Raw genomic sequence first — 25,706 nt, forward strand, 5'->3', positions numbered from 1 at the left:
CAACCATTTGTCAGCTAAAGCTGATTAACGGTGAGAGGCTAGAGCTCTTGATCCCTTGCGGGGATCGCGTCAAGCACATCTCATCGAAGGGCAGGGAATTCCGAAGGTGCAGGACGAGCCAAAGTCATCCGACGACCGGCCGCGCGGCAAGCGCCACCTGCTGCTGCGCATCGATTCCTGGATCGATTCCACCGTCTGGAATCTCGGTTTCCGGCTCGGCGAAATCTGGGAGGAGATCACCATCTTCTTCCGCCGGTTTCGCGTGCGCGGCTGGAAACGCCTCGGCTTCGAACTCGCCGGCGAGGCGATGACCCTGGGCACCGCGGGTTTCGTGGTGCTCCTGGCGCTCGCCCAGCCCGCTTTCGAGGAAACCCACGAGGACTGGCGCAACCGTGGCGATTTCGCGGTCACCTTCCTCGACCGCTACGGCAACATCATCGGCCATCGCGGCATCATCCATGAAGACTCCGTGCCGATCGACGAATTGCCGGACCACCTGATCAAGGCGGTGCTGGCGACCGAGGACCGCCGCTTCTTCGATCATTTCGGCATCGACTTCTTCGGCCTGGCCCGCGCCATGAGCGAAAACGCCAAGGCCGGCGGCGTCGTGCAGGGGGGCTCGACGCTCACCCAGCAGCTTGCCAAGAACCTGTTCCTCACCAACGAACGGTCGATCGAACGCAAGATCAAGGAAGCCTTCCTGTCGCTGTGGCTGGAAGCCAATCTCTCCAAGAAGGAGATCCTGTCGCTCTATCTCGACCGCGCCTATATGGGCGGCGGCACGTTCGGGGCGGCGGCGGCGGCACAATTCTATTTCGGCAAGAACATCGCGGAAGTGAACCTTGCCGAGAGCGCCATGCTCGCCGGCCTGTTCAAGGCGCCGGCCAAATATGCGCCGCATGTCAACCTGCCGGCTGCCCGCGCCCGGGCCAACGAAGTGCTCTCCAACCTCGTGCAGAGCGGGATGATGACCGAAGGCCAGGTGATCGCCGCCCGCCGCGGCCCGGCGACCGTCGTCGACCGCGCCGACGTCAAGGCGCCGGACTATTTCCTCGACTGGGCCTTCGACGAAGTGCAGCGGCTGGCGCAGGCCGGCAAGTTCCACGAACATTCGGTCGTGGTGCGCACGACGATCGACATGGGCCTGCAGCAGGCCTCGGAATCGGCGGTGGAATCGAGCCTGCGCGAATATGGCGAGAGCTTCAAGGTGAAGCAGGGCGCCCTCGTGATGATCGAGAACGGCGGGGCCGTGCGCGCCATGGTCGGCGGCCGCGACTACGGCGAAAGCCAGTTCAACCGCGCCGCCAAGGCGCTGCGCCAGCCGGGTTCGTCCTTCAAGCTCTATACCTATTCGGCGGCGATGGAGAACGGCTTCAAGCCGGAATCGACGATTTCAGACGCGCCGATCACCTGGAACGGCTGGTCGCCACAGAACTACGCGCGCTCCTACAAGGGCAAGGTGACGCTGCTGTCGGCCATGGCGCAGTCGCTCAATACCGTGCCGGTCAGGCTCGCCAAGGACTATCTGGGCACCGACGTGATCGTCAAGACAGCCAAGGCCTTCGGTGTCGAAACGCCGCTCAGGAAGGACAAGACCATCCCGCTCGGCACCTCGGAAATGACGGTGCTCGACCAGGCGACGGGCTACGCCGTGATGCCGGCCGGCGGCATGGAATCGCGCCGCCACGGCATCGAGCAGGTTCTCGGCTACGGCGGCGACGTGCTCTACGATTTCAACCGCGACGAACGGCCGGCCAAGCGCGTGCTCTCCGAGCAGGCGACATCGTCGATGAACCGCATCCTGACGCAGATCCCGGTGATCGGCACGGCCCGCAGGGCGGCGCTCGACGGCGGCATCGTCACGGCCGGCAAGACCGGTACCTCGCAGAGCTATCGCGACGCCTGGTTCATCGGGTTTACCGGCAATTACACGACCGCGGTCTGGTTCGGTAACGACGACTTCACCTCGATGGACAACATGACCGGCGGCTCGCTGCCGGCCTCGACCTTCAAGACAGTGATGGACTATGCCCACCAGGGCATCGAGCTGCGCGCCATTCCCGGCATCGACAACCCGCTGCCGACCGGCGACCACAAGGGCAACGCCGTCGCCAAGAAGAAGGATGGCACTCCCGATACCGGATTGCAGGCGCTCATCCGCCCGCGTTCCCTGTCGGCCGAATCCACCCGCCTGCTGCGGCAGATCGCCGGAAAGCTGAAAGAAGCCGGGCGGCTCGGACCTGCCACCGCCAAGGTGGCCGACAAGACCGCGACGGGATCGCTCGCCGAGGCGACGGCCGTCAGTTCCAGAAACCCCTGACCCCCTGGCTTCCGAGCTTGCCGCGCATGGTCGCGGCGACGCAGAGCGCAGTCACGCCTTCGTGCAGGCCGCCCTCGGTCAGCTTGCCGAAGGCGATCCGGTCCCGCTCCGACAGGCAGCCGCCCGCCTGCGAAAGCCAGGCACGGAATTCCGCGCTGCGCTCGGCCTGCCCCACCTCCTGCCCCATCAGGTCGAAAAAGCGGATATAGCTGTCGACCGCGAGGTTCTTGACCGGCGGGCTCGTCCAGCCCTCCCGCGCCGGCTGGGGAAGGCAGATCTCGATACCGTCGACGATGGCGCGGCGCGCCTCCGTCGGCTGGCTTTCGGTCAGCGTCATGAAATCGAGGGAAATGTCCTTCGGGGTCGAAGGCCCCGGCGCCGGTTTCAGGTGGTAATAGGCACCCGAAAATCCAGCAGCCACGGCTATCAATGCACCGCTCGCCATCATCCATGCTCTCATCGTCTCTGCTCCGGAACGTCGTCGCAGACACGGTAGCCAAGGAATGAACCGGGGAAGGTACAGGCGGTTTTTAGTCACAGGAACCGCTCGAAACAACCTTATCAAAGGGTTAACCCTAAGATCATCCCTGTTTGGGAATGGCACGCAAAGGCCCTGGATGACCGATCCCGGCACAGGCAGCGGGCCTCTCGCCGCCGATCCGGCGGGGATCGGAGGAAGGACGGCGGGCGTCTTACGGCAGATTTATAGGGAGTGATTCGGCCTCGTACCGAAGTCATGGGGACGGGCGTGCCGAAAAGACACGCACACCCGTTGCTTCAGTGGAATCAATGCTGGCCTTGAGGGATCAGGCTGCGCGCGGCTCGATGCTGTTCAAGGCGTCGCCCAGTTCGCGGCGCCGCTGCATCAGGTCATAATCCGCCTGAAGGCCGAGGAAGAACCCCTCGGACATGCCAAAATAGCGAGCCAGCCTGAGATCGGTATCGGCGGAGACCGACCGCTTGCCGAGCACGATCTCATTGATCCGGCGCGGCGGCACGCCGATGGCACGCGCCAGCCCGTTCTGGCTGAGCCCCATGGGTTTCAGGAAATCCTCCAGCAGGATTTCTCCCGGATGCGGGTTGTGGAGCCATTCGGTCTCAGCCATGGTAATCGACGATTTCGACATGGGCAGGGCCTCCTTCGGTCCAGTTGAAACAGATACGCCATTGATCGTTGATGCGGATCGAAAACTGACCCGAACGGTCGCCCTTCAAGGCCTCGAGCCGGTTTCCGGGCGGAATGCGCAAGTCCGACAACGCGTGCCTGATTGAGAAGACGTAGCTTTCTCAGCGCAACCGGCTGCATATCCGGGGGCAATTTCCGGCTTTTCCTGCCGGACCAAATGCGCTCGGCTTCGCGATCCGCAAAATCCCTGATCATGTGGAGACTATAACGCAATGCGTTATAGCTCGCAACAGGTCCGGGTTTCGCCTGCGGCCCCATTCCTTCGCAATAGAATCAATGCTAACCCTCTGGCACAGCTGTCCGAGGGCCAAAGCAAACCCGTGTTCCGTGTTCCCTTCCTCATCGCGATCGCGCTCACCATCGCCTTCGGCGGCGGGATATGGTCCACTCTCGTGGCATTGGATGCCACGATCGGTTTCGGTGCGATCAAGCTCGGCTCGTGGGAAGCCTTTCCTGACGCGCAGACCGCGCAGGCGGACCCTTACGCGAAATCGCACCGGGCCAGCGCCGGCAAACTCATCTACGCGAGCGCCGAAGGCCTTACCTTCATCGCTTCGGTAGACCAGGCCGGCGAGCGGCTGAATGGAAACTGCTCCTATCGCCTCACCGGCCACACGCCGCCGGCGCGTTTCTGGACGCTGTTTGCCGCAGCCCCCGGTGCCGCCCCGCCCTCGGCGCAATCGGACCTGCCGACCGCGCTCAATTCCCGCGTCGTGCTGCGCAACAGCAGCAGCGACGGCGGTTTCGACATCGCGATTTCCGCAACCGCCAAGCCCGGCAACTGGCTGGCGGTCGCGACGCCCGGCGCGTTCCGGCTGACGCTGACGTTGTTCGACACGCCGACGGCCGGCAGTTCCGGGCTGATCGACCTCACCATGCCGCGTATCGAGAAGACCGGGTGCGGCAATGTCTAGAAGTCTTGGGTTCGGAAGTCCGCGATTTAGGCGCCTTGGGTTTAGAAGGCTGGGATTTAGAAGTCTGCGCCCGAGAGGTTTGGGATTGGGGTCCAGGGACTTCGCGTCCCGGAAGGCCGGTTCCCGGGGTTTTGCGCTGAAGGTTCTGCTGGCGGTGATCACCGGGCTCGTCGGTGCGGCGCTGCTGCACCTGATCATCGTGCTGGCGCTGCCCGATTTCAGCGAGCGCGACGCCTATACGCGGGTGCTGGCGGAAGGCGAGATCTATCGTTTCTACCGGCTGGGGGAGAAGCCGGACCGCGCCGGGCTTTCCAAGGACGATCCGTTCGTGGATGCGACGGTCTGCGCCTTCGATATCTCGGAAGGGCCGGTGAGGCTGACGGCCGCCAATGGCGGCGTGCCCTTCTGGTCGCTCGGCGTCTACGACCAGTCGTCCAACGAGGTGTTCAGCATCAATGACCGGACGTCGGCCGGCGGCGTGCTGGATGTGGTGATCGCCTCGCCGATGCAGCTGACGGCATTGCGCAAGGCGCTGCCGCAGGCGGTTTCGCAGTCGATCCTGGTGGAAGCACGGGCGGAGGAGGGATATGTGGTCTTGAGAAGTCTCGTCCCGCAACCGAGCTTTGCGGGTATCGTGTCGCAATTCCTGAACCAAGCTACCTGCGCGCCCTTCGAATGGCGCTCCCGAAGCCGGTTCTGATCTCCGTTTGGCGACTATTCGGCACGCACCGCGTGGTTTTCAGCCTTGCGGTCGCCAAAATCCTCGAAACGTTCGTATCGCACGCCGGTGAACAGCAGAAGCTGTCCGGCATTGTCGCTTTCGCCGATCCTGATCTGCGGCCGGCGCGCATGCTCGCTGCGCCATCTGTTCAGTATTACGATCTCTGCCATGCTCGTCTCCGTTTAAGGAATTCGAGACGGATGAAGACGGACCGATCTCACCCTGCCCTCTGCAAGGGCCTGACGCTTCCCGAGACAGAAGTCCGGGCATCCGCGCCTTTCTCGCCTGTGCGCCTTGTTCGAAAGCGCAACGACATTTCGGCATAAACGGCCGGTTCCGCCTGAACCGGCCGTTATCGAGAAGGTCCCAGGGACGCGGGGCCATCCGGTACTTGAAACCCGGCAAAACACACGCCGGTTACCCCTGGATTCAGCCAGACCACCGTTAACAATGTCTTACTGCTAATATAGCACTTGCTACCGGTACATGTCTGTTGTCCGACCCCAAAACGCAGAAGCGCCGGTTTGGCTCACAGCCTTTAAAGGCGTCGATCGGACCTGCAATTTCCTGGCAAAACAGCGGGACTGCAAGAAATTACCGGCGTATCGAAACGAACCATTTTTACAGACCGTTAACCCTCCAAGAGTTAGCATCCGGTTAAACCAAGGCGACCCCATTCTGCGGATGTTCTCACAGCTGCGTGAGCGGACGGCGCGCCACCGGGAGTTTCCCAGGCAAGGTACGATGAGAACGCCAGGCGAGCTTTTCCGGCACACCTGATCGGCGTTCGGCACTCCGGATTTGTTTTGCGTTGATTGCGAGTTTGCCAGTGACGAATGAGTTTCGAGACCTTGAAAGGCCCCAGGCCATGCGTAAAAAGGATGTGGTGCTGATGGCCACCGTGACGAGCTTCGAAAGTCTTCCGTACCCTTCGCGGTCGGAACTTCGACAGTTCGCCGAGCTCTTCGCCCCCCTGTTTTCCGCATCGTCCGAAGAGGCCCGCCGCGATGCGGTCGCAGCGCTGTCGCAATGCAAGACCGTGCCGCCGGCCGTCGCCTTCTTCATCGCCAGCCAGCCGATCGCGGTTGCAGCCCCTTTCCTCACCTCCTCGACCTGCCTTTCCGACGATGCGCTGATCGCCATCGCCCGCACCCAAGGGGAAGCGCATGCCCGCGCCATCGTGCGCCGCGAGGCGCTGTCGCCGACGGTGATCGACGCGCTGGTGGGCTTGCGCCACGACCGCACCAAGCGCAGCGATGCGCCCGAAAACCTCGGCGCGCTCCTGCCGCTGAGGCCGACGCCGGAAATGGTCGACGAGGCCGAGCGCAACACGCGCGAGGAACTGCTGCGCAACCGCATCAAGGCGCTTGCCGGCCATGTCGACCGGCCCGCCGCAGACCGGCTGGGCTTGCGCAATCTATCGCCGATCCAGGAGGCGCTGCTCGTCCGCTTCGCCCGCAACCGCGAGACCGGGTTGTTTGCAACCGTGCTTGCCGACACGCTTTCGGCCAGCCACTGGCTTTCGGAGCGGATCATGCTCGACATTTCCGGCCAGCAGCTCGCGGCGACGCTGAAGGGCCTGGCGATGGAGACGGACGATGCGCTGTTCATCCTGCAGCGGCTCTACGACCATCTGGGTGCGGAACAGGACGGGGTGACACGCGCCGCCGCGCTCTGGGACGCGCTCGACGAGGACGAATGCGGCAAACGCGTCGAGGCCTGGCGCCGCGCCGACAGCTACACCTACCCGGAACAGCAGCATCAGCCGATGTTCGGCGACAACCGCGCGGAAGACAGCCGCCAGCCACGGGTGGTCCGCACCACCGCCAGCGCCCGCAAGCCGCTCAACGGCCTCTACCGGGCGCGGTGACCGGTCAGATCGCTTTCACCACTTCAAACAGATCGGCGACGTCGTCGATCTCCAGTTCCAGCAGCCAGAGATCCGGATCGAAGCGCAGTTCCCGCGACAGCATCTCGCGGATGGCTTCCGGCTCGGCCCGTTCCGCCCTCACCTCGAATTTGCGCCCGCCGTCGTCCTCGTCGCCGAAGAAATTCTGCGGCGCCGGCGCGTAGAGCGTTTCCAGCCCGTCGCGAAAACGCTGGCGGATGAAGATTGCGCCCGCCGCCTCCGCACCCTTCTTTTCGACAGCGGCAAAACCGCCAAGCCCGAAGACGCGGCGGATCATGGCGGAGACGACGATTTCGGATTTCAGGCGCATGGCCCCTCATACGGCGCTTCGGGGCCGGGCGCAAACTCACCTCGCACCAATTTTACCCGGATATAACTATTGCCATAATATTACCCGGATGATATTAGCTGCACTTCCACCAAGGAAGGCACGGGACATGAACACTATCGACAGGAAAGCAGCGATCTCCGCCTACAAGGAACGCAAGGCTCCGGCCGGCATCTATGCCATCCGTTTTGCACCCATGGGGCAGCGATGGATCGGCCGCTCCGGAGACCTCGACAAGATCCAGAACCGCATCTGGTTTACGCTCCGGCACGGCAGCCATGTGAGCAAGAGCCTGCAAGCCGCTTGGAATGCCAACCGGCCGGAGGATTTCGCGATCGAGCGGCTGGAGGAGATCGACGAGGAGCTGACCGGCTACCTGCGTGACCGGACGCTGAAGGACCGACATCTGCACTGGGCTTGGGAGCTCGGCGCCGAGGCGGTCTGAGCCACTCCACGGGAGCAAGGCCACGGAAGTCCCTGAGAAGAAACGGAAAATCGCGCTGTCGCGCCCTTCCCTTTCGCCCACTGCACCATATTTACACAGGCGGTGTCGTACGGCACTGTCATGAAAAGGAGTTTGGGGCTTGGCTACTTCCGCATTGATCAGCATTCTGATCACCTTCCTGGTGATCGTCCTAGTTCTCTATCTCGTCGCGCGCCTGCCGATCGATGGCCGCGCAAAGCAGATCGCGCAGATCATCATCATCATCATCGGCATCATCTCGCTGCTGAAATATCTCGCCGTTTTCTAAAGGCAGAGATGCGCCCGGCCATGCCGGGCGCCATCCAGCCGGCGCGATGAGGATCACGCCGTCATTGCATTTGTACGCCGGTATTCCTGCGTTACTCCGCCGAAACCCCAGGCGTCGGCCTCGACCTCGCGGACGATGACATAGGTGGCGGGCGGTATCTCGCCGAGGCTCTGCTTCAAAAGCGCGTCCATCGCCTCGATGAAACGCTTCTTCTCCTCGGCCGTATTGGTGCCGAGCGTGACATTGGCCTCCACATGGGCGGCCACTTCCAGCGGCTCGCCGCCGACGGTCCAGCCGGAAAGATCGACCTCCTCCACCAGGACCGCTGTGACCTCGCGGCGCTTGCGCATGATCGTGTTCATCAGCACCGTGGTTTCCTGCTGCAGCCGGCGCCTGGCTTCCGGCTCGATGCTTTTGCCGGCGATGATGACATGAACGAAGGGCATGACGTTCTCCTTTTCGGATTTCTGTTGACGCCGCTATCTTCTCCCCGCACAATCGTTTTGAAAATCGCGAAGTTTCAAACAAACTCTTTTGCAGAACTCAACGACGATGCTGCCCATCAATCTCGATATCGACACGTTGAGAAGTTTCGCCCTCGGCCTGGAGCTCGGCAGCTTCGCCAAGGCCGCCGACCGGCTTGGCCGCTCACCTTCGGCGATCAGCCTGCAATTGAAGAAGCTCGAGGAACAGGTGGGCGAAACCCTGCTGCAGAAGCAGGGCCGTGGGCTTGTCCTGACCGAAGCAGGCGAAATCCTGCTTGGTTATGCCAGGCGCATCCTGGAACTCAACGACGAGGCGCGGGCGGCGGTGCGCGGCGTCGGCAAGCTCGAAGGCTGGGTCAGGATCGGCGTGCCGCAGGATTTCGCCGAAACCTGGCTGCCCGACCTGCTCGGCCGCTTTTCGAAGGTCCATCCGAAGGTGCGGGTCGAGGCGCGCGTCGACCGGGGTGTCGCGATGGTGCAGGCGATCGACAAGGGTGAACTCGACGTGGCGCTGACCTGGGGCACGCTCGCCAGCCCGCGGGCGGAGATCGTCGCAAGGCGCGACATCGCCTGGATCGGCCCGGATGGTTTCCGGCATATGCCCGGAGAGACGCTCGCGATCGTCGCCTTCGATCCACCCTGCGCCTTCCGCAAAGCCGCGATCGATGCGCTCGACCGCAACGGCATCGCCTGGCGTCACGCATTCGCTAGCCCGAGCCTGGCCGGCCTCTGGGCCGCCGTGACCGCAGGGCTCGGCGTCACCCCTCGGATCGTCGAGGGCAAACCGGCGCAGCTTGCCGCGCTTGATGCCAAAGAAGCAGGCCTGCCCGATCTCGGCGCGATCGAGCTTGCACTGCACGTCGCCGAAACCCGCCTCGCCCCACCTGCCGAAGAGCTGAAACGGCTGGTGCTGGAAGCGGTGGCGATGCGTTGAGCGACGAGCCCTCGCCGCTGGAAACATCGTACATTCGGGAATGTGGCAAAACGAGGCGGCATATGTCCGGCAGTCGGCAGCAAACGCCGCCAGGCGTGGGGCTACCGTGGCGACTTCGCGCCAGAAGCGGACACAGCGTCGGCTTAGTCGAGTGACCAAATTTGGGGCCGGAAGCTGACCGACGGCTCAAAACTGAGGCACTTCAAGAACGTCAACATCTGGTCTTGTGCTATTCGACGATCTTCCAATAGGAATCTTTGCGGATCACCTGACCATTCCGAAACGTATAAAGATCGCAGCCTTGGACTTCCGTCTTTGTCCCGTTAACCGACGTACCCATGAGGGTCCATCTCGATATCCCAGTTCCGGATGCTTCATCAACGAAGTGCTCAGCGTTGTTGTAGGTAACGTCAGGCAGGCCCTGAAAGCGCGACGCCAGAGCCTCTCGCACCTTGGTCTTGCCTTCCAAGCGAGACCCCCATGGATCGCGCCCGCGTGGCATCTCCAATATGCAGTCTTCAGCGAAGTAGGTCATGATCAGATCGAGATCATGAGCGTTGAAGGCATCGCACAGATCCCTCAGCCGTCGAAGCAAGTTCATCACGGTCTCCATCAGTAGGGAAAGCGAGCTCGCGATCCTACCATGTTTCCTCCCGTTTTGCAGGAGGTGCATTACTGCGCGGGCAATGGGTGAAGACCCAATTTGAAAAGATGCGACGGAACTGGTCCAGACACACCACCTCGATGCTTGCCCTAGCAGCATTTCGGACGAAAGAGACTATGTCTTGCCCAGATGCTTCGGCCAGAATTCGTGATGAACTTTGGCGGCTTCGTCTTCTAGGTTCGCCGGGCTCAGTGACCAATCGGACCGGCAGCTTTCAAGACATCGCAAGATCGGGTTGAATGACCGCAATGAGGGGGCAAAGCAGCCCTTCAGAGATCGTGCCGACTATGACCGCATTGGGCCAAAAGCGGTCGCTGGTGGCCCCTCGCCGTAATAAACAAGAGAACATTCGGGAGATTGAGCGCGGCCGCCCTACAGCGCGCCGATCGACTTCAGCTTCTTCAACACCAGTTCGTCGGACTCCCCGGTTTCGGGCAGGCGGTAGTGGCGCTGGAAGCGGCGTCATTAAAAGGAGTTTGGGCTTCGCTACTTGCGCATTGAGCTGATATCTCGCCGTTTTCTGAGGCGATTTCCTGCATATCGAGACATTGCCTTTCATCCTCTCTCCGTTCCGGCGGGGAGAGGCACTCCCTTGAGAAGGCGGCAAATGCCCGTGGGCTGTGGGGCGATCGCGGCGATTTCGCGTCAATTGTGGGCATCCCTCGAAGCATTCATGAAGGTCCGCTCCCGACCCCAGTTCCTGACGGTTGGAGCACTTCCGTCGCCGCTCGAAAGCTGCCGTTCGTCTAGGCAACCGCCAACCTTAAGGGCCCTCCTTTTTCTCGATACTGTTCTCGGACCCTTAAATTCGTTATTTCTCTGGAACGGGTGCTGTGCCCGATTCGGCGCAACATGGCCCTTGTCAGCCACATTATCGGAGACTGTCCCGGCTGTGGCGCCAAGCAGGCCTTTGGCAACGTGGATGTCTATTCCCGGTACGTGTACCGCGGGTGTGGACGTTGCCGGTACAATGAGAAAGTCTCGCTGCCTGAGGTGAAGAAGAAGGTCCTGTATCTGGACCAGTTCTTTTTTAGTCACGCCTTCCGCGCCAACGATCCCATATTTGTCGAGGCGGCCGAACGCATTTCCAACCTCACAGCCAACCAACAATTGGTTGTGCCGTTCTCTAGCATCCACGAGGACGAAACGCACATGTGGGAGCGGTACGCGGAACTGATGGAGTTCATCAAGCACACGTCACGCGGTCACGAATTCAAGCCCGCCTACCGTATTGAGAACGACCAGTTGCAGGCTGCCCTCCACGCTTGGCTCCACAACGAGCCGGTGGAGTTTGAGAAAGCTGACGCCATCAGCGACGACATCCATGTGTGGGATGGGTATTATAGAATTGACGTCGGCGGCTACAACCGCGACCGCGACGTTGTCCGAAAGGGAAAAACCGAAGCTATCGAAGGATTGATTGACCTTTTCCCGAACTGGCGAAACTCGACCAACACCTTCGAACAAGACAAAGGGTTGGAGCATGAAGCCGCCGCCAACGGCTACGTCAACTCCTACATAACCTACGCAAAGCGGATATTTTCGGGCGACTACACAGCCCTCTTGGACTCGCCCGTCATGTCCAAAGTGGTGCAGGTGATGCTGAGCCAGTTTCCCAAAGAAATGGACCACAAGGCTAAGCTAGAACGCATCGTTGAGTTCTATTCAACCGAACAGTTCCAGGCTGTCCCGATGCAGGACCTCAGGAGTCGGATGTTTGCCACACTGAAGATGCTAGTGGTTCAAGGAGCCTACCAGAACAGAGATGACGCTCTGAAGAGGCACTCCGGCTTCTATTACGACGTGGATCACATTTCGACCTATGCGCCCTATTGTGACGCTATTCTCATCGACGGGCCCATGCATGAAATCGTAGGCAGGCAGCAGGTGGACTTAGAAAAGCGTTACGGAGTGAAGGTATTCAGCCGCAGCAACTGGGACGAGATGCTGGCTTGGTTCGATGAAATCGAAGCGGAGATGACCGACGAGCACCGGCAGGCAATCGCCGTCGCGTATCCCTAGGCTCTCACCTTTGCCCCTTTGACTACGACAGACAAACCGCCTTTTATGGTGAAAACCGCTAACCGAGGGCCTGCCCAAGTAGCAAGGTGTTGAATGGCCGCTTCCTCGGAGTTAGCCGCCGAAACCTGCCTGTCCCCTTCACCCCATCTCAGACGAACCCAACTCAATCCTGCAATGACCGCTTCGGCCCAAAGCGTTCGTTGTTGCACTTGCCGTGCCAGCAAAAGAATATTCGGGACAGTGCGCCCCTACAGCGCGCCGATAGACTTCAGCTTCTTCAGCACCAGTTCGTCCGGTTCGCCGGTTTCGGGCAGGCGGTAGTGGCGCTGGAAACGGCGGATGGCGGCCTTGGTCTGGCTGCCGGCGACGCCGTCCACTTCGACATCCGCATAGGCGATGTTCGACAGGCCGCGCTGGATCTGCAGTACCAGGTTCGTAGGCTGAACGGGCGCGTTCGGCTTCTGGGAGACGGGCGTGGCCACGGGCCTGCCGGAACTGGAGGCCCCGTTCGGGATATTGGCGGGCGGCGTCATCGTCGGCTTGCGCTCGGAGGCGCGGATTGCGGCGGCAACCGGGTCTTCGCCGCGCGCATTGGCGCTCTCGGCCGGGCGGGTCGGAGAGACAGGCCGGGGTGGCTGGACCAGGGACGGCGCAGGCCTTGCCGGCGCGGCCGGTGTGGCGCGGGCTGTCTCAGCGGGTTTTGGCGCTGCGGGCTGGGCGTCAGGGGATGCTGCCGGCTGGGCGGCGACCTGCTGCGGCGCCGGGCGCGGCATCGGCGCGACAACCGTCGGCGCGGGCGCTGCCGTCTGGGCAGGCGCTGCGGCTGGCATTGCGGCCGGCGCGGGGGCTGGAGCCGGCGCTACGACGCTCGGGTCGGCCCGCTCGATACGAAATGTGGTGACATCGGCGGGCGCGGTGCGCCTTGCCGGACGATAACCGGCGATCTGGTTCGGGTTCTTGGAATCGCGGGTGGCGAGGAACGGGGACGGATGGCCGCCCGGCTGGTACCAGAGCGCGTTGCCGGCGACGAAGGAGAAGACGATGCCGAAGGCAGCGCAGCCAAACAGGGCTTTCGGCCGGCGCGCAGCAGCCCGCGCTCCCGCCAGCAGCAGGTTCGACAGAATGCCCGGTTGCTTGACAGTTTTTTTTCTGTCAGGCGATTTTCGCTTCCGCGCGGTCATCGATAAAATCCTGTTCGTCCATCATGGCCGCATGCCGGGCTGCCCTCAGCCGCGGCGGGAATTCGACTTTTTCCTCCCGGGAGTCATCCCGTTTTGCTTCGACGCCCGAGCCGTCTGCCGGCAGGGAGATCGTCACCACGGTCCCCTCGCCCGGACGGCTGGCGATCGTGAACCGACCGCCGTGCAGCGCCACCAGACCTTTTACCAGAGAAAGTCCGAGGCCGGTACCTTCGTAGGTGCGGGTATAGGCGTTTTCCACCTGCATGAACGGCTGGCCGATATATTGCAGCTTTTCCGCCGCGATGCCGATGCCGGTGTCGCTGACCGAAATCTTGACGTCATCGCCCTCGAGCACGGCGTCGATCGACACGACGCCGCCGGGGCCGGTGAACTTGATCGCGTTGCCGGCCAGGTTGATGAGGATCTGCTGCACGGCGCGGCGGTCGGCGATCACTTCGCCAAGCCCGCGCGGGGCGCGGCTGGTGAGCGTCACGCCCTTTTCACGGGCGGTCAGATCGAGCATGGCACGGCAGGTTTCCACGGCTTCGGCGATGGCGAAGGGCTCGGCAAGCAGTTCGTAACGGCCGGCCTCGATCTTCGACATGTCGAGCATCGTGTTGACGACGGACAGGAGATGGCCGCCGGACTGGCGGATCAGGCCGACATATTCGCGCTGGCGATCGTTTTCGAGCCGGCCGAAATATTCGCCGATGAGCACGTCTGAAAAACCGAGAATGGCGTTGAGCGGGGTGCGCAGCTCGTGGCTGACGGCAGCGAGGAACCTCGACTTCGCCTCATGGGCGGAACGGGCCTCGGCGACATTGGCCGCGGCTTCCAGACGGAGCTGCTCTTCTTCCGACATGTCGCGCGCCTGCGCCAGGACGTAGAGGAGTTCCCCTTCGCCGTCGCGGATGGCGGTCATGTCGAGGCGAACGGACAGGAACTGGCGGCCGGCCGCCGAGTACGGCCGTTCGATGCGGACATCGGCAGCGGCGCTTGGCACACCCTGGCGCAGCATGTCGAAAGCCTGGACGAGGCCGATCCGGTCGGACACGTGGACGCGCTCGGCAAGCGGCTCACCGGCCGCCTCGCGCAGGCTTGGCGGAAACAGATGCTGATCGCGGCCGCCAGTCTTCACCAGCAGGCCATGCGGATCGAGAATAAGCGACAGGCCCGGCATCGCATCGAAGGCAGCGTCTTCCGGTGGGGGCGCAGCAACGGAGGCCACGGCATGGCGCGGAAAAGCGAAGGAGGCGGCTGCGGCCAGAAGGAAAAGCGATAGAACCAGCGCAACGCCGACCGGCAGGGCCAGCGCCGGCGGCAGGAGCAGCGCAAGCGCCGGCGGCACGGTGACGAATGCGGCAAGGCCACAGAATACGAGCCGGCGGAACTGGGCAATTTCGCCGGGACGCGCGGTGTCGCCCTCGCCGAGGCGCGTCAGCCAGCGGCTTGCGGTCTCGTCGACCAGCATGACCGCCTTTCCGGCAATGTTACTCAATACGCGCACGCAAAACCCTGCACAGACTCGTTTATCGAAGCCGACAATAGGCCCCCGTGGCTTAAGGAAAGGATAAAAGAAGGGGTGTCTGGAAGTCCCGCAATGGGCCAAAATCCGGCTTTGGGACAGAAGGGCCAAGCCTTCCGAGTTTGTGGTTAACGCCACGTAAGCGGCGGATTTGCTTCGATTTTTCGCAATGCGTTAACCTTTGTGGCAAACCGGCGCCCGACAAAGCCCTAGGTTTCGGGCGGACCGCCGCAATTATGCTTAACATCGATCGCTAAAATTCGATTCAAGTTCGCGGCAAAGACGCTGCAAATGCCGATATTTCGCATTTTAAGCAAATTTGCCGAAAAACCGAACGATCTCGTCAAAGCCATATTTGCTTCCCGGCGGTACAACCATGTTCAAGACCGGCACAGATCCGGCGGCCCGCTCGATACCCAAGAGCGGGAAAAACAGGTGGATAGAACGATGTGGTTTCTCATCAAGGGAAGTATGTGGTTCGCGGCGGTGCTGGTAGTGCTCTCCTACTTCAGCAGCAAGCCGGCGACCGAGACCGACGGGCTTTCGCCCCTGCAGGTCAGCAATGCATTTTCGGCTGCGACCGAAGCCTATCAATATGTGAGCGCCATCTGCACCGAAAAGCCTGAGGTCTGTGAAAAGGGTGCCGAGACCTTCTCGGCGCTCGGCACGAGAGCCAGGCAGGGCGCCCAGGTCGCCTTCGAGCTGCTCGACAAGCAGTTCGGCGACAAGGGCACCCGGACCGCGGTGCTTGCCGATCCGGAACCGACCCCATTCCCGGCCAAGCAGGCCGAAACGGCAGCCGCAACCGGCGCCGACACGATCTTCACCGGCACCGTTCCGGTCCCGCAGAAACGGCCGACCCACTAATCCCGCGCATCAGGTCGGCGCACCAGATCGACCTGATACCGGACGTCTGATCCGAATTCGAATTTCAAAGCTTGCACCGGGCTCTCAATGCCACGGTTCCCGGTGCCTGATCTGCCTGCCCTGTCATTCAGCATTTGCTGACGCCGTGAGGTTTACCCCTCACGGCGTTTTTTTTGCTTTTATCCGAGCCTGCAGTGCCTATATGGAGCGGATAGAAGAACCGGAGCGCTTATGGCCAGCCTCGAGCAGATCATCGAAGATTTCGAATACCTCGACGAGTGGGAAGACCGCTATCGTTACGTGATCGAACTTGGCAAGGCGCTGCCGGACCTTCCCGACGACCAGAAGATCGCGGAGAACAAGGTGCAGGGCTGCGCGAGCCAGGTCTGGCTGGTCAGCCATCTCGGGGACGGCAGCGCCGACCCGGTGATGACCTTCGACGGCGATTCGGACGCCCATATCGTGCGCGGCCTCGTCGCCATCGTGCTCGCCGTCTATTCCGGCAGGACCGCCTCCCAGATCGCCGCCACAGACGCGATCGAAATCTTCGACCGCATCGGCCTTGTCGAACACCTGTCGTCCCAGCGCGCCAACGGGCTGCGCTCGATGGTCAAGCGCATCCGGGAAGAGGCACGGATCAGGGCTGCGGCTTAGGGCGCAAAAGACCCCTCGCCCCTGCCTGCGGGCCACGTGGCGAGCGCCTGCTCGGCAACAGCCTCCAGCGTGTCGCGACTGAAGCCAGCCTTTGCCTGCACCGCCATGCCGTGAAGAACGGCCATCAGGAATGCCGCAAGCGTATCGGGCCTCGCCGTCTCCGGCAGGTCGCCCTCGGCCTTTGCCCGCTCGAAGCGTTCGCGAAGCTGCGCTTCGGCTTCGGCGCGCGCCTCTATCAAGGCCTGGCGGACAGGCTCCGCTTCATCCGATCCCGCCAGGGCCCCCTGGATGGCGAGGCATCCCGTGTGGTCGGGATAACGGGTGGTGAGGTCGATCGCACCCTGGAGAAGGTGCGCCGCAACCTCACGCGCCGTCGGCAACTGCAGTGCGACGGGAACATAGTCCACATACCGCTCGTAGTAGCGTGCCAGGACCTTGCGGAAGAGCGCTTCCTTGTTGCCGAACGCGGAATAGAGGGCGGGTCTTTCGACACCCGCCGCCTCGGTCAGGTCGGCGTAGGAGGCACCTTCATAGCCCTTGCGCCAGAAGACGCATAACGCGGCGTCGAGCGCCTTCTCCACATCGAATTCGCGATGGCGTCCCATCAGCTCTGTCCTGTTATTTTCATAACGATCGTTATTAAACCGCTTGACCGGCCCTGTCAAATTTCATACCGATCGTTATTGTAACATACGTTATGAAATTGGGCGCCGCTTGGCAGGATCGAGCGGAACCCTCGTCGAATTGGGAAAGGATACTCATGTCCAACATATTCAAGGGGAAGGTCGTCCTCATTACCGGCGGTTCGCGCGGCCTCGGTGCCGCGACGGCGGAAGCCTTCGCCGATCACGGAGCAGACGTAGCGATCAGCTACGCGGCCTCGGCCGAGAAGGCGAAAGTCGTCGTGGAAAAGCTCAGGGCAAAGGGCGCTCGCGCGATTGCGGTCAAGAGCGACCAGGCCGACCTTTCTTCCGCAAAACCCCTGATCGACACGGTGATGGCGGAATTCGGTAGGCTCGACATCCTCGTCAACAATGCCGGCATCGCCATCCAGGGCCAGATGGTGGACGATCCGGAACTCGACTGGGACAACTATAATCGCCAGTGGCAGGTCAATGTGCTGGGCACGATCGCCAACACCCGCGCGGCGGCGCAAAAGCTGACCGACGGCGGCCGGATCATCTTCGTCGGCTCTCGTCTCGGCTCAGTCGTGCCCTTCTCGGGCGTCGCCGACTATGCCGGAACAAAGTGGGCGCTCGCCGGCTATGCGAAGGGCATCGCGCGCGACCTTGGCCCCCGCAATATCACCGTGAACGTGGTCCAGCCGGGAATCATGCCGACGGACATGGCGGCGGAGGTTGCCGGCGAGCTTCCGAACCGTGAGGCCATCCTGGACATGCATCCGATCCGTCGCATTGCAACCCTCGAAGAGGTGGCCGAAACCATCTGCTTCCTCGCCGGACCACACGCTGGCTACATCACCGGTGAGACCGTGAACATGGCTGGTGGTATCGGAATCTAAGCGCCGAAGCCCGGATCTTCGACAGAAAGGCCCGGATCGGGTCATCAGCCTGAAAATCCCTGAGCTTCAAACGAAGCTCAGGGATTGGGCATCAGGAATCAGGCTTCCGCTGCTTTGGCGGCCATTGTGGCCTTTGCCCACCAGACCAGCTCGTCGAGCGCCGTTTTGGCAGAAGCCAACAGATTTGCCTCGATCTCCTCGATCGGCTTGTTGCCGCCCCTGGGGGCGACCGCCATGAAGTCCCCGCCACCGATATGGACGGCGGCATGGGTCGATACCATCTGCAGTTCGACCGCGATGCCGCGCAGGTGTTCCACCGCGCGCGACGCGCCCGTGCCGCCGTAACCGATGGCGGTAAAGGGCTTCCGGATCCATTCCTTGTAAGCCTGGTCGAGGGCGTTCTTGAGCACGCCGGTGAGCGAATGATTGTATTCGGCGACCACGAAAATATAGCCGTCGAAGCGGCCGACGGTTTCCTGCCAGCGGACAGCTTCCGGATTCTGGCTCGGCATCCACATGTTCGAGGCCATCTCGTCGAAGAACGGCAGCGGGTGGTCGCGCAGATCGATCAGTTCGACCTCGATGTCGTCACGCGCCTGCGCCTGCTTCAACATCCACTGTGCCGGCTTGTCGGCAAAGCGGGTGGGGCGGGTAGAGCCGATAATGACCGCGATTTTGGGCTTCGGAACCATGGTATCCTCATGTATGTTGGTTTCTGTCCGTAACCATCTATCCGAGGATCAGGTGCCCCATCAAGACAGCACTTTACGGAAACCAGGTAACCGCGAGGATACCGTGTCCTGCGGGCCAATCAGCCGCATGCTGGCCCGGATCAGCGATAAGTGGACGCTTCTGGTCGTGCGCGTTCTGGGTAACGGCCCTCTTCGCTTCAATGCACTGAAGCGTGAGATCGGTGAGATCAGCCAGAAGATGCTGGCTTCCACTCTTCGCGATCTCGAGGAGAATGGTTTCGTGACGCGGACCGTCACCCCGACGACGCCCCCGCAGGTGGAGTATGCCCTGACAGACCTCGGCCGGGATTTCTGGGAACCGGTCCAGGCGCTGGCCGACTGGACACATGCGAACTCCCCGAGGATAGACGCCGCCCGCGCCGCCTATGCAGCGAAACGGGCGGCGCAGTAGGCCGGTGCTTGCGGAACCGGTCACGGGCGGCATTTGCAGCGTCACCCTCACAAGTCTTCTCCGTCACAGGACCGGCCGGTAATCCTCGGCTCCCCAGTGGTGGTTCTGGCGGCGTTTTGCCGGAGCCGGCGGCGCATAATGGCGGGCAAGTGCGAGCAGCGCGGTGCGCAGCATGAGTTTGGCCGAGCGGGCCGGCCATTGGCGTTCGCGTTCCACCGTCTCAAGACCCTTCGCAAAGCAGCAGACATCCACCGCGACGCCGGAAAGTTCCGGCCCCATCGCTTCCACCGCCCTGGAAAAACGGTTGCGGGCTGATATCGCGCTGTCGGCGATGTCGGCCTGGCCGCCGGCGGTGCCCTTGGCGCGGGTGGCGAGCCGCGGTTCCCAGGAGGCGGTAACGCGGGGCTGGAGCTGTCCGCGGGTGAAATCGGCGAGCAGCCGCTCGCCCGCGTCCAAGGCTTCGGCCGGCAAAAAGGGTTTTCCGTCGCGGTCCTTCATTCGTGCGATCACGCCGAGCGGTGATTCGGCAAGGTTCCGGCGCACCGGCTGGCGGGCGCCGTCGATCTCGGTGGAGGTCACGACGATCTCGCCATGCTGCTCGACGAAGGCCTCCTCGCCCGTCACCAGCGCACGGCGAAGGAAGCTGGACGCCGCCGCACTTGCAGCGATCCTTCCGTCGCCGAGCTGCGCCAGCCCGAGCGAGCGGGCCTGGGCGATCACCGCTTCGGGATAGGTCCGTTCCTCCGCCCCGACGAGCCTCATCTCACCCGCCTCACCGGCCGTGATCGCGCAGTCGCCGCGGGCGAGCTGGCGGATCAGTCGCAGGAGGTGCCGCCTGAGGGTCGGGTCCACAGCCTTGTCCATCACGGGTTTCCGGATTGATTCAGTCATGGGCCGCTACCTCCGAGAGGCCGAACACGGCGGTGACGATGCGCTCGACGGCCGAGACGAACTCGTCGAAGGCGAGGTCGTCGCGGCGATCCTCGACCACGTGGCAGGCGTGACCGACGGTGGTGCGGTCGCGGCCGAAAGCCTCGCCGATGTCGCTCATCGAAATCTGGAGCGCCACATGGCAGACATACATGGCGATCTGGCGCACATGGCAGGAAAGCCGGCGCCGGTCGCGGCGCAGCATCACCCTATCGCCGAAAAGCTGGACCAGTTCGGAGACCATCTGGCGGACGATGCGGCAGGCGCTCTTGAGCGGCAGGCTGGAGGGAAGCATCGGCGAACCGGCCGTATCCAGCGGCACAGGCGGGGAAAACGGCAAAGAGGAAGGCGGGGCGGAGGGCTGGAAATATCTCTCGAAAGGCATGACAACTCCTCAATTAATAGGAATTAATTCATACACCCTAGAGCAAAAACGGGGACGCTGGAAACCGCCTCCACGCAATTATAAGCTGAAATTGTTGATAATTTCCACAAGCTCCCGAAAGATAATGGGATTTTTTTCCTCTACCCATCCCCGCGATGCCTGTTTCAAAAAAGAAAAAACCGGGCACTCAATCGGCCCGGTTCTTTATCCGCATCTTTACGTCGATGCCAAAACCAGCCACCCCGCCGCTGTTGCGATCGGTCCTCATCGGGCTGGTCTCAAATCCTCCCTGCCTTGTCGGGCGTCGCCCGGATCAGGCCTTGCCGCGCTTGCGGCGCTGGCCGAGACCCATTTCCTTGGCGAGCCTGGAGCGGGCTTCCGCATAAGCGGGGGCCACCATCGGATAGTCGGCCGGCAGGCCCCACTTCTCGCGATACTCTTCCGGCGTCATGTTGTAGTGAGTCATCAGATGCCGCTTCAGCGACTTGAACTTCTGCCCGTCCTCCAGGCAGATGAGATAGTCATCCTCGATCGATTTCTTGATCGGAACCGGGGGCTTCGGCTTTTCGATGGCCACGACAACCGGTGCCGGCGAAGAGGTGTTGCTCAACGCCGAATGCACGTCCGCGATCAAATTCGAAAGATCGCTGACGGGCACAACATGGTTGCTCACATAGGCGGCCACAATATCTGCGGTCAGCTCTACCAGCAGATCCGGGCTTTTGCCCAATGCGACGTCTGTCATTTCCTGTCTCCTGTTTAAGTGACTGGCTGGCCCCGCGACCTCCGCGACACCTGCCCGTTCGTAGAGTCTCCCGGAGAAAACCTATGCCGCCCCGCCGTCTTGCGACCGAAGCCTACCCCTAAGCTTCATGCGGAAAAGAAAACGGTTCACACCGGATATTGCGCTCGATTGGAACCTTCCCTTGCGTGTGAACGGCGTTATTGTTCCTCATCGGAAGAACTTGTCGACTCACCAAAATGACGAGGGAACGCCTAATCTAGAACAACATCTGCACTCTACTTGTAATGAAGTACCACTGCTTCGCTTCATCTCCAAGTGCGAATTTTGCCGGTTACCAGCCTTTCTGCCACCTATATCGCCCCTACATCAGCTTTACTGATGAATAGATGGGCATTTGCTCAGTCGCGACAGGGTTATAACTCGGTCCAGAATGGATTATATTCGCTTATCGTAATCCTTCATTTCATCCCGGACGGACTCAGCGCAAAGTGGATAGCCAACCTTGTGTGCTGCCATAGCGAGCAGATGCGCCGAAATCGGCGCTGTCAGCACGAAGAAAAAGAAGCCTGCAAGCGCTCTTGCAAAAGTCGGCAGGTCGCCCGCATGGACGCCGACCGCAAGCAACAGGAGCCCGGAGCCGACCGTGCCCGCCTTGGACGCGGCATGCATGCGAGTATAGAGGTCCGGCAGACGATTGAGGCCGATCGCCGCCACCAGCGCGAACCCGGCGCCGCCAAGGATCAGAAGTGCGGTTATCGCGGCCAATAGAATATCCATCATTTCTTCGCCTTCCGCCGGACGGCCGGCTCGGTGCCGGATGGGCGCCTTGCCGCGGATTTGCGTCGCGGTTCGGGCACCGACGCCGTGAACGTCTTCATCATGTCCCCCTTCGGCGCCTCCCTGTTGCCGCGCGACAGGATGAACCGCGCAAAAGCCACGGTCGCGAGGAAGCCGACGAGGCCGAGCGAGATGGCGATATCGATATAGAGCGTGAAGCCGGTGCGGATGGCGATCAATGCGATGAAGCCGATGACGATGCCGGTCAGCATGTCGAGCGCCACGACCCGGTCGGGAAGCGTCGGCCCCTTGATCACCCGCCAGACGGTGAGCAGGAAGGATAAGCCAAGCACCACAAGCGCCAGCCAGACCGCGTAGGAGATGATCATTTCAGCCGTCGTCATCGGAACGCCTCCATGATCTTGCGCTCGAAGCCGTTGGCGATATCCCGTTTCGTGGCTTCGACATCGGAACAGTCGATCGCGTGGACGAACAGCGTCTTGCGGTCCTCGGAAACGTCGACCGACAGCGTACCGGGCGTCAGCGTGATGAGGTTGGCAAGCAGGGTGATCTCGAAATCGCGGGTGACGGTCAGCGGGAAGGCAAAGATGCCGGGCTTCAGGTCCATGTGCGGGCTCATCACCAGCACCGCCACCTTCCAGGCCGACAGCGCCAGCTCCTTCAGGAACAGGGCGAGCAGCGACAGGATGCGGCCAAGCCGCCGCCAGTAACCGCGGGCGCCCATCTCGTCGCGGACGATCCAGAGCACGAGCGTCGACAGCGCAAAACCGAAGATCAGGTTATGCAGCGTGGCGCTGCCGGTGACCGCGACCCAGACGACGGCAAAGACCAGTGACAGGATATAAGTGATCATCGCGCTGTCCCTCCCGGGAAGACCGACTGGATATAGGCCGCAGGCTCGCCGAGCCCCTCCGCCGCCCTCTGGGCGAGATCGAGCAGCGGTTCCGGCAGCAGGCCGAAAAGAACGACGAGCGCCGTCAGGCAGCCGAGCGGCAGGGCGATACGCCAATCGGCGGGCGAGCCGGCCGGAGCCGCAGCCTCGGGAACAGGGTCGGGCTGCGGCCGCCAAAAGGCAAGCAGGAAGACGCGGGCGAGCGCCAGCGTGACCAGGAAGGCGGAAAGGAGGATCGCCGCGGCCAGCCACCAGGCGCCGATATCGAGCGAAGCTTTCAGGAGCGCCACCTTGGGCCACAGGCCGGAGAGCGGCGGCAGGCCGGAGGCGGCGAGGAACAGCAGGAAGGAGGCGCCCGAGAACCACGGCGCCTTCCGGTAAAGTCCGCCGAGGCCGGAGAGTGCCCAGGTGCCGCCGAGCCGGCCGACTTCCCCCGACACCAGATAAAGCGCGGTCATGGTCACCACCGAATGCAGCGCATAAAGGATGGCGCCGCTGACGGCCGCCGGCGTGCCGATCGCGACGCCCGCCATCATGTTGCCGATGCCGGCGATGACCACGTAACCGACGAGCCGGCGGATATCGTTCTGCGCCAGGGCGCCGAGCGCACCGACCAGCATGGTGAGCGCCGCCGAGATGGCGACAATCAAGCTCAATGCCTCGCGCTCGACGGGGAAGAGCATGATGGTGACGCGGATCAGCGAATAGATGCCGACCTTGGTGAGCAGCCCGCCGAACAGCGCCGACACGACCACGCGCGGCGTGTGATAGGAGGCCGGCAGCCAGAAATTCACCGGAAAGGCGGCGGCCTTCATCGCAAACGCCAGGATGAACAGTGCCGTCAGCGTCGTCAGCGGCGCGGTCTCGCGCAGGCCTGCCGCCTTGCCGGCGATATCGGCCATGTTGAGCGTGCCGAAGATCGCATAGAGGTAACCGACCGCGATCAGGAACAGCGTCGTGCCGATCAGGTTGAGGACCGCGTATTTCAGCGCCCCGTCGATCTGCTCCGGCTGCGAGCCGAGGATCAGGAGGCCGAAGGACGAGATCAGCAGGACCTCGAACCAGACATAGAGGTTGAAGATGTCGCCGGTCAGGAACGCGCCCGTGACGCCGGCCATCAACAGCATCAGGAACGGATAGAAGCCGTAGCGCCGGCCGCTCGCGTCGATATCGGCGAGCGCGAATATGCCGGCGGCAAGTGCGACGACGGCCGCCGCGAGCGCCATGACCGCGCCGAAAAGGTCGGCGGTAAAAGCGATGCCGAACGGCGGCAGCCAGCGGCCCATCACCATGGTGACCGGACCATGCACCGAGACGCGCCAGAGCAGAGCGGCATCGAGGAGGACGAGCAGCGCCAACCCCGCGATCGCGATGCCGCCATGCAGGCGAACGGACTTGCGCACCATCATCAGCACCGCACCGAGGCCGATCATCAGCGCGACGGGGAGAACGACCAGCCAGTCGGGAAACGCCGGGGCGGCGAGGATCAGGGCTGCGGAGAGGTCGACGGAAGGAGAGGCCATCAGTGGAGACCTCCGGGTGGCGTGTCAATTTTCCCAAGTCGAGCCATTCGCCCCGCCCCGCTCTTGGAGTCCCCCGCGAGCGCAGGGCGATGCCATATGGGATGCGAGGCGGTGCGTGGAGCCCCTCCCCCTTGTGGGGAGGGGTTGGGGAGGGGTCTTCGCCGTGAATAAAACCCCTCCCGCCTGCCGGCCACCCTCCCCACAAGGGGGAGGGTTAAGGGTGCCGCACCGCCTCGCGTCCCATATCGCTCAACAGAAAGCGGAGCGATAGGGAGCAGGAAGCCCGCCCCTGGCCGATCTCCCCCCTTGAGGGGGAGATGCCCGGCAGGGCAGAGGGGGGTGCCGCGGCATTCAAAGCCAGTGGCGGGAAAGAACATGACAACCTGCAAAACCATCCTCTCAGTATCCCAGCGGCGGGAGTGGTTCCTGCCGCGGTTCGGCGAGCCGCATCTCGTCGGTATCGTCGGTGCCGAGTTCCTGGTAGGCGCGGTAGGTCAGCACCAGGAGGAAGGCGAAGAAGGAAAACGAGATGACGATCGCCGTCAGGATCAGCGCCTGCGGCAGAGGATTGGCGGCGCCTGGCGACAGCGCGTCCATGCCGGCCGGGATGATCGGCGGCACCTCGCGGGTGAGCCGGCCGGCGGTGAAGAGCAGCAGGTTGACCGCGTTGCCGAGCAGCACCACGCCCAGCAGGATGCGCACGGTGGATTTCGACAGGATGAGATAGATGGCGCCCGCAAAGAACAGGCCGATCAGGATCGAAAACAGCGCTTCCATCAGTCCTCCCCCTCCACGTCGGAGCCCGGCTCCTGTTCGAGCGCCAGCGCGATCGAGGTAATCGCCCCGACCACGACCAGATAGACGCCGATATCGAAGGACATCACCGTCGAGAGCGGCAGCTCGACATCGAAAATGACCGGATAGACCCAGAGCCCGGTCATGAACGGCACGCCGAAGAAGATGGACAGCACGCCGGAAAGGGTGGCGAGCAGCAGGCCGAAGCCGGCGATCGCCATCGGGTGGAACCGGATGGCACGGCGAACCGACGGCACGCCGAAGGCGATGCCGTAGATCGCCAGCGCCGAGGCCGCGATCAACCCGCCGATGAACCCGCCACCAGGTTCGTTATGGCCGCGCAGCAGGACGAAGACGGAGAACAGCAGCATCAACGCGGTAAGAGACGGGGCGACGGTGCGCAGGATGAGAGTGTTCATGGGGACACCTCCATTTGCTGTGGCGCGGGGCGGAAACCCCAAACGGACCGCCGAGTGAAGCCCCTCCCCCTTGTGGGGAGGGGTTGGGGAGG

Annotated in this window: 31 protein-coding genes and 2 pseudogenes; 12 read left to right on the forward strand and 21 right to left on the reverse strand. The window is 62.5% G+C overall.

Going from position 1 to position 25,706, the window contains the following annotated elements:
• The first annotated feature begins 106 nt into the window (after positions 1 to 106).
• Positions 107 to 2,320, forward strand: coding sequence for a transglycosylase domain-containing protein (locus C5J26_RS31630; RefSeq protein ID WP_105405397.1), 2,214 nt, complete (start codon positions 107 to 109; stop codon positions 2,318 to 2,320).
• Here C5J26_RS31630 and C5J26_RS31635 read toward each other — a convergent pair.
• The 3 genes and pseudogenes from C5J26_RS31635 to C5J26_RS31645 all read right to left on the reverse strand — a co-directional run bounded on the left by C5J26_RS31635 (position 2,301) and on the right by C5J26_RS31645 (position 3,701).
• Entirely contained in the window at positions 2,301 to 2,780 is a 480-nt protein-coding gene (locus C5J26_RS31635) for a hypothetical protein (RefSeq protein ID WP_172746216.1), read from the reverse strand. The genes C5J26_RS31630 and C5J26_RS31635 overlap by 20 nt on opposite strands.
• Positions 2,781 to 3,126: 346 nt before the next feature.
• Complete coding sequence (locus tag C5J26_RS31640) at positions 3,127 to 3,447, reverse strand: HigA family addiction module antitoxin (protein ID WP_105405376.1); 321 nt, start codon at positions 3,445 to 3,447, stop codon at positions 3,127 to 3,129.
• A pseudogene (locus tag C5J26_RS31645) lies at positions 3,419 to 3,701 on the reverse strand (type II toxin-antitoxin system RelE/ParE family toxin). The gene C5J26_RS31640 and the pseudogene C5J26_RS31645 overlap by 29 nt, the downstream one beginning before the upstream one ends.
• A 125-nt stretch (positions 3,702 to 3,826) precedes the next feature.
• Between C5J26_RS31645 and C5J26_RS31650 the strand changes: the two are divergent.
• Positions 3,827 to 4,420, forward strand: a complete 594-nt coding sequence (locus tag C5J26_RS31650; RefSeq protein ID WP_105405398.1) for a DUF1214 domain-containing protein — start codon at positions 3,827 to 3,829, stop codon at positions 4,418 to 4,420.
• Between the two features lie 85 nt (positions 4,421 to 4,505).
• Positions 4,506 to 5,120 carry a DUF1254 domain-containing protein gene (locus C5J26_RS31655; protein ID WP_245441345.1) on the forward strand — a complete coding sequence of 205 codons (615 nt, stop codon included), beginning with the start codon at positions 4,506 to 4,508 and terminating at the stop codon, positions 5,118 to 5,120.
• A gap of 14 nt (positions 5,121 to 5,134) precedes the next feature.
• On the opposite strand, the gene C5J26_RS33010 is transcribed toward C5J26_RS31655, so the two are convergent.
• Positions 5,135 to 5,311, reverse strand: a complete 177-nt coding sequence (locus tag C5J26_RS33010; protein ID WP_172746217.1) for a hypothetical protein — start codon at positions 5,309 to 5,311, stop codon at positions 5,135 to 5,137.
• A gap of 659 nt (positions 5,312 to 5,970) precedes the next feature.
• Between C5J26_RS33010 and C5J26_RS31660 the strand changes: the two genes are divergently transcribed.
• The gene (locus C5J26_RS31660; RefSeq protein ID WP_105405378.1) at positions 5,971 to 7,011 is read left to right on the forward strand and encodes a DUF2336 domain-containing protein; all 1,041 of its coding nucleotides are present in this window, start codon (positions 5,971 to 5,973) and stop codon (positions 7,009 to 7,011) included.
• Between the two features lie 4 nt (positions 7,012 to 7,015).
• Here the strand turns inward: C5J26_RS31660 and C5J26_RS31665 are convergent, their stop codons facing one another.
• The gene (locus tag C5J26_RS31665; RefSeq protein ID WP_105405379.1) at positions 7,016 to 7,360 is read right to left on the reverse strand and encodes a DUF1491 family protein; all 345 of its coding nucleotides are present in this window, start codon (positions 7,358 to 7,360) and stop codon (positions 7,016 to 7,018) included.
• Positions 7,361 to 7,487: 127 nt separating this feature from the next.
• Between C5J26_RS31665 and C5J26_RS31670 the strand changes: the two genes are divergently transcribed.
• Both C5J26_RS31670 and C5J26_RS31675 read left to right on the forward strand, forming a co-directional pair.
• Positions 7,488 to 7,823: a GIY-YIG nuclease family protein gene (locus C5J26_RS31670; RefSeq protein ID WP_105405380.1), complete on the forward strand. Its 336-nt coding sequence runs from the start codon at positions 7,488 to 7,490 to the stop codon at positions 7,821 to 7,823.
• A 139-nt stretch (positions 7,824 to 7,962) separates the two neighbouring features.
• On the forward strand, positions 7,963 to 8,130 hold the full coding sequence (locus tag C5J26_RS31675) for a Thivi_2564 family membrane protein (RefSeq protein WP_007772654.1): 168 nt from the start codon (positions 7,963 to 7,965) through the stop codon (positions 8,128 to 8,130).
• A gap of 53 nt (positions 8,131 to 8,183) precedes the next feature.
• On the opposite strand, the gene C5J26_RS31680 is transcribed toward C5J26_RS31675, so the two are convergent.
• Positions 8,184 to 8,576 carry a tautomerase family protein gene (locus tag C5J26_RS31680; protein ID WP_046638374.1) on the reverse strand — a complete coding sequence of 131 codons (393 nt, stop codon included), beginning with the start codon at positions 8,574 to 8,576 and terminating at the stop codon, positions 8,184 to 8,186.
• Between the two features lie 106 nt (positions 8,577 to 8,682).
• Here C5J26_RS31680 and C5J26_RS31685 point away from each other — a divergent pair, with 106 nt between their 5' ends.
• On the forward strand, positions 8,683 to 9,549 hold the full coding sequence (locus C5J26_RS31685) for a LysR substrate-binding domain-containing protein (protein ID WP_105405381.1): 867 nt from the start codon (positions 8,683 to 8,685) through the stop codon (positions 9,547 to 9,549).
• A 229-nt stretch (positions 9,550 to 9,778) separates the two neighbouring features.
• Here the strand turns inward: C5J26_RS31685 and C5J26_RS31690 are convergent, their stop codons facing one another.
• On the reverse strand, positions 9,779 to 10,150 hold the full coding sequence (locus C5J26_RS31690; protein ID WP_105405399.1) for a nuclear transport factor 2 family protein: 372 nt from the start codon (positions 10,148 to 10,150) through the stop codon (positions 9,779 to 9,781).
• A 435-nt stretch (positions 10,151 to 10,585) separates the two neighbouring features.
• Positions 10,586 to 10,675 (reverse strand): annotated as a pseudogene (locus C5J26_RS33765) (peptidoglycan-binding protein); the annotation flags it as partial.
• 390 nt (positions 10,676 to 11,065) lie between these two features.
• Between C5J26_RS33765 and C5J26_RS31705 the strand changes: the two are divergent.
• Positions 11,066 to 12,235 (forward strand): hypothetical protein, encoded by a 1,170-nt coding sequence (locus C5J26_RS31705; protein ID WP_105405382.1) that lies wholly within the window; start codon positions 11,066 to 11,068, stop codon positions 12,233 to 12,235.
• Positions 12,236 to 12,483: 248 nt separating this feature from the next.
• On the opposite strand, the gene C5J26_RS31710 is transcribed toward C5J26_RS31705, so the two are convergent.
• Positions 12,484 to 13,416, reverse strand: a complete 933-nt coding sequence (locus C5J26_RS31710) for a peptidoglycan-binding domain-containing protein (protein ID WP_105405383.1) — start codon at positions 13,414 to 13,416, stop codon at positions 12,484 to 12,486.
• A complete protein-coding gene (locus tag C5J26_RS31715) occupies positions 13,388 to 14,923 on the reverse strand; it encodes a HAMP domain-containing sensor histidine kinase (protein ID WP_172746218.1) in 1,536 nt (511 codons plus the stop codon). The genes C5J26_RS31710 and C5J26_RS31715 overlap by 29 nt, the downstream gene beginning before the upstream one ends.
• 465 nt (positions 14,924 to 15,388) lie before the next feature.
• On the opposite strand from C5J26_RS31715, the gene C5J26_RS31720 reads away from it, so the two are divergent.
• Positions 15,389 to 15,808 (forward strand): DUF5330 domain-containing protein, encoded by a 420-nt coding sequence (locus C5J26_RS31720; RefSeq protein WP_046631663.1) that lies wholly within the window; start codon positions 15,389 to 15,391, stop codon positions 15,806 to 15,808.
• A gap of 231 nt (positions 15,809 to 16,039) precedes the next feature.
• Complete coding sequence (locus C5J26_RS31725; RefSeq protein ID WP_046631459.1) at positions 16,040 to 16,462, forward strand: SufE family protein; 423 nt, start codon at positions 16,040 to 16,042, stop codon at positions 16,460 to 16,462.
• Here the strand turns inward: C5J26_RS31725 and C5J26_RS31730 are convergent.
• Complete coding sequence (locus tag C5J26_RS31730; RefSeq protein ID WP_105405385.1) at positions 16,459 to 17,067, reverse strand: TetR/AcrR family transcriptional regulator; 609 nt, start codon at positions 17,065 to 17,067, stop codon at positions 16,459 to 16,461. The two genes, C5J26_RS31725 and C5J26_RS31730, sit on opposite strands and share 4 nt — an antisense overlap.
• Before the next feature lie 155 nt (positions 17,068 to 17,222).
• On the opposite strand from C5J26_RS31730, the gene C5J26_RS31735 reads away from it, so the two are divergent.
• Positions 17,223 to 17,984, forward strand: a complete 762-nt coding sequence (locus tag C5J26_RS31735; RefSeq protein WP_105405386.1) for an SDR family NAD(P)-dependent oxidoreductase — start codon at positions 17,223 to 17,225, stop codon at positions 17,982 to 17,984.
• 98 nt (positions 17,985 to 18,082) lie between these two features.
• On the opposite strand, the gene C5J26_RS31740 is transcribed toward C5J26_RS31735, so the two are convergent.
• On the reverse strand, positions 18,083 to 18,676 hold the full coding sequence (locus tag C5J26_RS31740) for an NADPH-dependent FMN reductase (RefSeq protein WP_105405387.1): 594 nt from the start codon (positions 18,674 to 18,676) through the stop codon (positions 18,083 to 18,085).
• Between the two features lie 127 nt (positions 18,677 to 18,803).
• Here C5J26_RS31740 and C5J26_RS31745 point away from each other — a divergent pair, with 127 nt between their 5' ends.
• On the forward strand, positions 18,804 to 19,127 hold the full coding sequence (locus C5J26_RS31745) for a helix-turn-helix domain-containing protein (RefSeq protein ID WP_245437525.1): 324 nt from the start codon (positions 18,804 to 18,806) through the stop codon (positions 19,125 to 19,127).
• A gap of 63 nt (positions 19,128 to 19,190) precedes the next feature.
• Here the strand turns inward: C5J26_RS31745 and C5J26_RS31750 are convergent, their stop codons facing one another.
• The 9 genes from C5J26_RS31750 to C5J26_RS31795 all read right to left on the reverse strand — a co-directional run bounded on the left by C5J26_RS31750 (position 19,191) and on the right by C5J26_RS31795 (position 25,614).
• Positions 19,191 to 20,018 (reverse strand): DUF6456 domain-containing protein, encoded by an 828-nt coding sequence (locus C5J26_RS31750; protein ID WP_245441346.1) that lies wholly within the window; start codon positions 20,016 to 20,018, stop codon positions 19,191 to 19,193.
• Positions 20,011 to 20,442, reverse strand: a complete 432-nt coding sequence (locus C5J26_RS31755) for a helix-turn-helix domain-containing protein (protein ID WP_105405390.1) — start codon at positions 20,440 to 20,442, stop codon at positions 20,011 to 20,013. Before C5J26_RS31755 ends, C5J26_RS31750 begins: the two co-directional genes overlap by 8 nt.
• 313 nt (positions 20,443 to 20,755) lie before the next feature.
• A complete protein-coding gene (locus C5J26_RS31760) occupies positions 20,756 to 21,187 on the reverse strand; it encodes a MucR family transcriptional regulator (protein ID WP_037083991.1) in 432 nt (143 codons plus the stop codon).
• A 435-nt stretch (positions 21,188 to 21,622) separates the two neighbouring features.
• Positions 21,623 to 21,967, reverse strand: a complete 345-nt coding sequence (mnhG, locus tag C5J26_RS31765) for a monovalent cation/H(+) antiporter subunit G (protein WP_037083993.1) — start codon at positions 21,965 to 21,967, stop codon at positions 21,623 to 21,625.
• On the reverse strand, positions 21,964 to 22,368 hold the full coding sequence (locus C5J26_RS31770; RefSeq protein ID WP_105405391.1) for a cation:proton antiporter: 405 nt from the start codon (positions 22,366 to 22,368) through the stop codon (positions 21,964 to 21,966). The genes mnhG and C5J26_RS31770 overlap by 4 nt, the downstream gene beginning before the upstream one ends.
• Positions 22,365 to 22,838: a Na+/H+ antiporter subunit E gene (locus C5J26_RS31775; RefSeq protein ID WP_105405392.1), complete on the reverse strand. Its 474-nt coding sequence runs from the start codon at positions 22,836 to 22,838 to the stop codon at positions 22,365 to 22,367. The genes C5J26_RS31770 and C5J26_RS31775 overlap by 4 nt, the downstream gene beginning before the upstream one ends.
• Positions 22,835 to 24,400, reverse strand: a complete 1,566-nt coding sequence (locus C5J26_RS31780) for a Na+/H+ antiporter subunit D (RefSeq protein ID WP_105405393.1) — start codon at positions 24,398 to 24,400, stop codon at positions 22,835 to 22,837. The genes C5J26_RS31775 and C5J26_RS31780 overlap by 4 nt, the downstream gene beginning before the upstream one ends.
• A gap of 399 nt (positions 24,401 to 24,799) precedes the next feature.
• Complete coding sequence (locus C5J26_RS31790) at positions 24,800 to 25,177, reverse strand: Na+/H+ antiporter subunit C (protein ID WP_105405394.1); 378 nt, start codon at positions 25,175 to 25,177, stop codon at positions 24,800 to 24,802.
• Complete coding sequence (locus C5J26_RS31795; RefSeq protein ID WP_105405395.1) at positions 25,177 to 25,614, reverse strand: Na+/H+ antiporter subunit B; 438 nt, start codon at positions 25,612 to 25,614, stop codon at positions 25,177 to 25,179. Before C5J26_RS31795 ends, C5J26_RS31790 begins: the two co-directional genes overlap by 1 nt.
• Between the last annotated feature and the right edge of the window lie 92 nt (positions 25,615 to 25,706).

It is taken from the genome of Neorhizobium sp. T7_12 (genome assembly GCF_002968535.1).
In the GTDB taxonomy this organism is placed as follows: domain Bacteria; phylum Pseudomonadota; class Alphaproteobacteria; order Rhizobiales; family Rhizobiaceae; genus Neorhizobium; species Neorhizobium tomejilense.

Coding starts and splice junctions, on each gene's coding strand:
- C5J26_RS31635 (WP_172746216.1), bottom strand. CDS start 2,780: ATGAGAGCATGGATGATGGCGAGCGGTGCATTGATAGCCGTGGCTGCT.
- C5J26_RS31640 (WP_105405376.1), bottom strand. CDS start 3,447: ATGTCGAAATCGTCGATTACCATGGCTGAGACCGAATGGCTCCACAAC.
- C5J26_RS33010 (WP_172746217.1), bottom strand. CDS start 5,311: ATGGCAGAGATCGTAATACTGAACAGATGGCGCAGCGAGCATGCGCGC.
- C5J26_RS31665 (WP_105405379.1), bottom strand. CDS start 7,360: ATGCGCCTGAAATCCGAAATCGTCGTCTCCGCCATGATCCGCCGCGTC.
- C5J26_RS31670 (WP_105405380.1), top strand. CDS start 7,488: ATGAACACTATCGACAGGAAAGCAGCGATCTCCGCCTACAAGGAACGC.
- C5J26_RS31680 (WP_046638374.1), bottom strand. CDS start 8,576: ATGCCCTTCGTTCATGTCATCATCGCCGGCAAAAGCATCGAGCCGGAA.
- C5J26_RS31685 (WP_105405381.1), top strand. CDS start 8,683: ATGCTGCCCATCAATCTCGATATCGACACGTTGAGAAGTTTCGCCCTC.
- C5J26_RS31690 (WP_105405399.1), bottom strand. CDS start 10,150: ATGAACTTGCTTCGACGGCTGAGGGATCTGTGCGATGCCTTCAACGCT.
- C5J26_RS31705 (WP_105405382.1), top strand. CDS start 11,066: ATGGCCCTTGTCAGCCACATTATCGGAGACTGTCCCGGCTGTGGCGCC.
- C5J26_RS31710 (WP_105405383.1), bottom strand. CDS start 13,416: ATGACCGCGCGGAAGCGAAAATCGCCTGACAGAAAAAAAACTGTCAAG.
- C5J26_RS31720 (WP_046631663.1), top strand. CDS start 15,389: ATGTGGTTTCTCATCAAGGGAAGTATGTGGTTCGCGGCGGTGCTGGTA.
- C5J26_RS31725 (WP_046631459.1), top strand. CDS start 16,040: ATGGCCAGCCTCGAGCAGATCATCGAAGATTTCGAATACCTCGACGAG.
- C5J26_RS31730 (WP_105405385.1), bottom strand. CDS start 17,067: ATGGGACGCCATCGCGAATTCGATGTGGAGAAGGCGCTCGACGCCGCG.
- C5J26_RS31735 (WP_105405386.1), top strand. CDS start 17,223: ATGTCCAACATATTCAAGGGGAAGGTCGTCCTCATTACCGGCGGTTCG.
- C5J26_RS31740 (WP_105405387.1), bottom strand. CDS start 18,676: ATGGTTCCGAAGCCCAAAATCGCGGTCATTATCGGCTCTACCCGCCCC.
- C5J26_RS31745 (WP_245437525.1), top strand. CDS start 18,804: ATGCTGGCCCGGATCAGCGATAAGTGGACGCTTCTGGTCGTGCGCGTT.
- C5J26_RS31750 (WP_245441346.1), bottom strand. CDS start 20,018: ATGACTGAATCAATCCGGAAACCCGTGATGGACAAGGCTGTGGACCCG.
- C5J26_RS31755 (WP_105405390.1), bottom strand. CDS start 20,442: ATGCCTTTCGAGAGATATTTCCAGCCCTCCGCCCCGCCTTCCTCTTTG.
- C5J26_RS31760 (WP_037083991.1), bottom strand. CDS start 21,187: ATGACAGACGTCGCATTGGGCAAAAGCCCGGATCTGCTGGTAGAGCTG.
- mnhG (WP_037083993.1), bottom strand. CDS start 21,967: ATGATGGATATTCTATTGGCCGCGATAACCGCACTTCTGATCCTTGGC.
- C5J26_RS31770 (WP_105405391.1), bottom strand. CDS start 22,368: ATGACGACGGCTGAAATGATCATCTCCTACGCGGTCTGGCTGGCGCTT.
- C5J26_RS31775 (WP_105405392.1), bottom strand. CDS start 22,838: ATGATCACTTATATCCTGTCACTGGTCTTTGCCGTCGTCTGGGTCGCG.
- C5J26_RS31780 (WP_105405393.1), bottom strand. CDS start 24,400: ATGGCCTCTCCTTCCGTCGACCTCTCCGCAGCCCTGATCCTCGCCGCC.
- C5J26_RS31790 (WP_105405394.1), bottom strand. CDS start 25,177: ATGGAAGCGCTGTTTTCGATCCTGATCGGCCTGTTCTTTGCGGGCGCC.
- C5J26_RS31795 (WP_105405395.1), bottom strand. CDS start 25,614: ATGAACACTCTCATCCTGCGCACCGTCGCCCCGTCTCTTACCGCGTTG.